6 protein-coding genes and 2 pseudogenes are annotated in these 4,173 nt (G+C 41.3%); all 8 read right to left on the bottom strand.

Going from position 1 to position 4,173, the window contains the following annotated elements; translation table 11 throughout:
- Positions 1-19: 19 nt before the first annotated feature.
- Positions 20-538, bottom strand: a pseudogene (locus BCT49_RS04035) (MBL fold metallo-hydrolase); the annotation flags it as partial.
- Positions 539-675: 137 nt separating this feature from the next.
- Complete coding sequence (locus BCT49_RS04030; protein WP_102434243.1) at positions 676-1,068, bottom strand: hypothetical protein; 393 nt, start codon at positions 1,066-1,068, stop codon at positions 676-678.
- A 68-nt stretch (positions 1,069-1,136) separates the two neighbouring features.
- Positions 1,137-1,214 (bottom strand): annotated as a pseudogene (locus BCT49_RS26085) (GNAT family N-acetyltransferase); the annotation flags it as partial.
- 69 nt (positions 1,215-1,283) lie between these two features.
- Positions 1,284-1,784: a hypothetical protein gene (locus BCT49_RS04020; RefSeq protein ID WP_102434242.1), complete on the bottom strand. Its 501-nt coding sequence runs from the start codon at positions 1,782-1,784 to the stop codon at positions 1,284-1,286.
- A gap of 438 nt (positions 1,785-2,222) precedes the next feature.
- Positions 2,223-2,630: a GFA family protein gene (locus tag BCT49_RS04010; protein ID WP_102434241.1), complete on the bottom strand. Its 408-nt coding sequence runs from the start codon at positions 2,628-2,630 to the stop codon at positions 2,223-2,225.
- Positions 2,631-2,685: 55 nt separating this feature from the next.
- Positions 2,686-3,186, bottom strand: a complete 501-nt coding sequence (locus BCT49_RS04005) for an opioid growth factor receptor-related protein (protein WP_102434240.1) — start codon at positions 3,184-3,186, stop codon at positions 2,686-2,688.
- Between the two features lie 187 nt (positions 3,187-3,373).
- Entirely contained in the window at positions 3,374-3,847 is a 474-nt protein-coding gene (locus BCT49_RS04000) for a response regulator (protein WP_017062404.1), read from the bottom strand.
- The coding region (locus BCT49_RS03995) for an ATP-binding protein (protein WP_133151642.1) at positions 3,834-4,173 on the bottom strand (340 nt) is incomplete at its 5' end. The genes BCT49_RS04000 and BCT49_RS03995, both read right to left, overlap by 14 nt.

Here is a 4,173-nt window from a genome sequence, read left to right as displayed (position 1 = left end):
TCTAAGCGGAGAAGAGCCCTAATAGTAACTCATGATCGAACGAGTCTTGCTCCCATCCACATTGAGATTTTGTATAAAGGTATTGGTTTCCTTTTGGCTTCTCATGCTTCGAGTTGATATCTGTGACGGCAAAAACGTTTGGGGCAATTTCAGTCGTTTTATTGATGAAGACTAACCGATCATTATTATTTTTTAGGAGATCAGCATTGATGCCAACATCACTTTTAAATCCATAAGATCGAAAGTAATAATTCTTTTCTTCGCAGTTTTTTAAATACACTTTCGCTTTGGAATTATGCTCAACAAAAGCGACAGTTCCATTGCAGTGATCATGGTGTCTGTGTGATATAACGGCTAAATCGACATCTTCAATATCAACATCCAATAGAGCAGCATTTTGGCAAAACGTACTGCCGCTTCCCATATCGAATAATATCTTTGACCACTCAGTTTCAATATACAGTGACAGCCCTCGCTCAACGGCTAGATCTTGCCTTTCATCTAATCGGGTATTATCTACCAATGTCGTTATTTTCATGGCTTCCTTCAGGCTCTTTCTAACGCATACGCCTAGAGAATAATATCGGCTCCCTTATCGAGGGTCTACTGCACCCCTGTGGTACTGAGATCAGAGGTGGAGAATAGCGCTGTTCCGAATCAATATGGAACAAACTCCTACGTTCGTAGTGTCAAAATTAACGTCCAATTTTCAGGACTCAATACGCATTTTGGAAGGTAAATATTACGTTTTTGCATAGTATCTACAGTATAAGAAAGCTTTACGACTGACCCAATTTCACGAGGTAAGAAACTACTTTTCAAAGCTATGTCGCAAGCAAAACCATTAAAACGCAAATGACCACCTGATACTTCAAACGAGCTACCGCGGAATTGCCACCATAACGTTGAGATTTTTGCTGCTGCCGCGACGCAATATATCAGCCCAATAGTTTGCAGTAACGAATGCTCACCACCTGAGAGCCAATAGATAATCGCTAGTGCGACAGCAATAAACGACAACTCTGAAAATACATATTTAATAAGATTTAATTGGATACGACTGTCCATGATTCCTCTTGGTAATACAGTATGGTGAAGGTGTGAACAACTTAGTTGTTAAACGAAAAACTAACGTGATAGTAACTCGCCATATTCGTTTTGGTGACCGATTCAGCGAACTTAGGATCTGAACCTTTGACCAACCTTACTTCCATATTGTGTCCTTGTTTTCAAATCATATCTGAATACCGCACAAAAAAAGTGCCACATATATTGAATCATTTTTAGGTACATTCTGGTTTCATTTCCTCCCATTGGGTATCCCATTCTTCGCCTAACAAATTAGAAAGCTTTTCACAGTCGTATAGATAGCGAAGACTTTCTTTACAGTACGCAGTAAGTATTTCAGTTAACTGAGCAGACACTTTCTCGCTATCTTTGAGTTTTCCGTACATCATCAAACCAGTCCTAAAGGTGTCCTGATCGAGGTCAGACGCTTGCTTCGATAACATCCCAAAGGAAATAGCGTTCATAGACAGGGTTAATGCAATCGCATCGCCTTCATCTCCCTCTAATTCACAAGCACTATAACGAGCTAACAAGTTCGATGTTTTTATTAATGGGGCAAGATCATCTGTGTTTGCATGTTTGTAAGTTTCAAAACCTTGCCGCACCGCAGCTTTATGACTGTCTTTAATACTCACAACATAGTCTGTCAAAACATGTAAGCTCGCATATGCGCCTAACCCGAAAGCCACAATGAACACGGCGATTAATCTGATCACTTATCTCTCCTAAAAGAACCTTATGCTGGTCAATTTTAAACGGTGTTCCATTGTAGGTAAGCCTTAGGGTCACTTTACCCTCACGAACAGTTCCGTTGGTGGTTGTGCGTTCACACATATTATTGTCAGTGGTGTTAATACGGCGACCTAACCACTCAAGTAGATGGTACAAATTGGGGACTACTAGGAATTTTAGGGAACGACTCGGAATTACTGGAGCCTAACCATTGAAGTTCACGGCCAGCGAGGAAGAAGACAACAAAGCCAATTGATACAGCGATGACAAATCCCTTTTTCATAATCTAGTCGCCTTCTTATAAAAACTAGAAGAACCCTAACATAATGAAAAGTAATGAGTTAGCCAAAATAATATCAACTTTGATGTATACCACAGATTGCGTTTGGATCTTTGTTCAACCGACGAACGGATTCTGCATCTTAGGTTGAGCGCCCTTCTGGAAAAACGCTTAACTCGGTCTGTAATTCACACCAGTTCGCTTTGTAGTTTGTATAAATCTGAGCATCAATTTTGACAGGAATATCGACATCGAACGTTGATATCGCCAACTCGATATTTTCAAGAGGTTCACCTTGAACTCTGAAACCAAGGCTTGATCCACAATTGGAGCAGAATGTTCGTGTTGTGCCGTTTGGTGCGACAAACTCTTTGAGTCGATCTTTGCCTGAAAGCCAACTTAAGCCTTGTACGCCAACTAACGTACCGAAAGCGGCGCCATGAAATTTTCGGCACATCGAACAATGGCAGTTTGCTGCTTTTTCGCTGAACCCTTCAACCGAAAAACGAACACTTCCACACAAACACGAACCTTTAAAATCTGTACTCATCCTGAGCCTCCTTCCCTTTCATATACTGAGTTAACCCACTGGTTAAAGTAGGCTTCTAACCATTTAACGCATTGCGCCAATATTGCACCGTTTTATCAGACACAGAACCGGTTTCATTCGCTGTTGCGATCAAGAAGTCACATAAGTTGGTCGCAACCTCTTCATTGCCTAACAAGTATAAACTGCGAATGACTCGTGTTAGTCGAAGCTGGTTATGGTCATGATTTTTAAGCCATACATGGTTCGCAGGGCTACGTGGCAACAATGACGATATCTCACTTCCATCTCGCTGCATTCCCCAAAACTCAAGCATCAGGTCAAGCACTTGTAGGTGAGCAGTGCGAAGATCTTCAGAATTAGCAAAAATCGCCCTGTCTTCTTGAGTAACCAACGGGGCATGTTGATTAAACTTAGTCCCTTCATCGATTGGGAAAAACACTTGGATGTACTTATGGTCATGCTCCAACCAAAAGTGATTGTAAGCTAACAACTGTTCAATATTACGACCAAACTTGTCTGGCACTTCACCAGAGATAAAGCGAGCAATCTCACTCATTTTTAAATCCTACTGACCAGTGTGTTAATAACTGAGTACTAAAACCTGAACGACTAAAAGAGATAGGTAATATATGCACCGACAGATTACATCTTTCAAAGAAAAACCCCTTCAGAAAGCGTCCTTCGGTGCATACAATTTCAAGCGACTGACATAAATGACTAGCGTAAGTCGCTAACATAAGAGACTAACGCAAGCGTCTCAACACAACCTGCTGGTCGAGCTCATTCTGATAGTCCGTGTAATCCAGCCCTTGATCAAATATGTACTCAGTGACAAGAGTACGAATGCACTCAACCAATGTGCTTGCTTGCCAAGGCTTCTCAAAATAACGGTCGATGCCTGCTGCATTAATCGCATTGATGGTATCAGTATGAGTGGCCTGCCCTGTAAGAAGAATTTTCTTTGTATTCGGAAAGCGGCTGTCATGGAACACTTCAGTAAGTAACTCCACACCCGTTTTCCCTGGCATCACATGATCAGACACGATGACGGTAATGTGTTCGCCTTCTGCGTCAAGTTCATCAATGAGATCAAGCACTTCTTGCGCTGATTCACAATCTTCAATATTCAGCCAACTCGCCAGCGGCTCTAAATCTTGTACCACTGCGCTCAGTACTTCTCTCTGGTCATCGACACAGATTAAATTAAGCTTCTCCATGTTCACCCTCTATTGGTAACTTGATTCTAAATACAGTTTTAGAAGCATCACTTTTCACAATGATACTTCCGCCATAACCCGCCACAATCCGCTTAACTATTGATAAACCCAAGCCCAATCCAAACGATAAACCACCTTTTTTAGTGGTGAAGTTGGGCTGAAATATCTTTCTACGAGTCACCTCGTCTATCTCAGGGCCGTTATTCGTAATCGTAACTAATATTCTTTTCTTACTTAATCTGGTTTGAATTTCTATTGCAGCATCGTCTGAATTCGACATTGCATCACAAGCATTCTTTACAATGTTGAGGCTTTGTTGCGTAATT

The organism is Vibrio lentus (genome assembly GCF_002875945.1).
GTDB classification, from domain to species: domain Bacteria; phylum Pseudomonadota; class Gammaproteobacteria; order Enterobacterales; family Vibrionaceae; genus Vibrio; species Vibrio apostichopi.
Note: the sequence above shows the minus strand (reverse complement) of the source record. Positions and strands in the feature narration are given on the sequence as shown.

Excerpts from the sequence above, each read along its gene's own strand:
- BCT49_RS04030 (WP_102434243.1), bottom strand. The coding sequence starts at position 1,068 with ATGGACAGTCGTATCCAATTAAATCTTATTAAATATGTATTTTCAGAG.
- BCT49_RS04010 (WP_102434241.1), bottom strand. The coding sequence starts at position 2,630 with ATGAGTACAGATTTTAAAGGTTCGTGTTTGTGTGGAAGTGTTCGTTTT.
- BCT49_RS04005 (WP_102434240.1), bottom strand. The coding sequence starts at position 3,186 with ATGAGTGAGATTGCTCGCTTTATCTCTGGTGAAGTGCCAGACAAGTTT.
- BCT49_RS04000 (WP_017062404.1), bottom strand. The coding sequence starts at position 3,847 with ATGGAGAAGCTTAATTTAATCTGTGTCGATGACCAGAGAGAAGTACTG.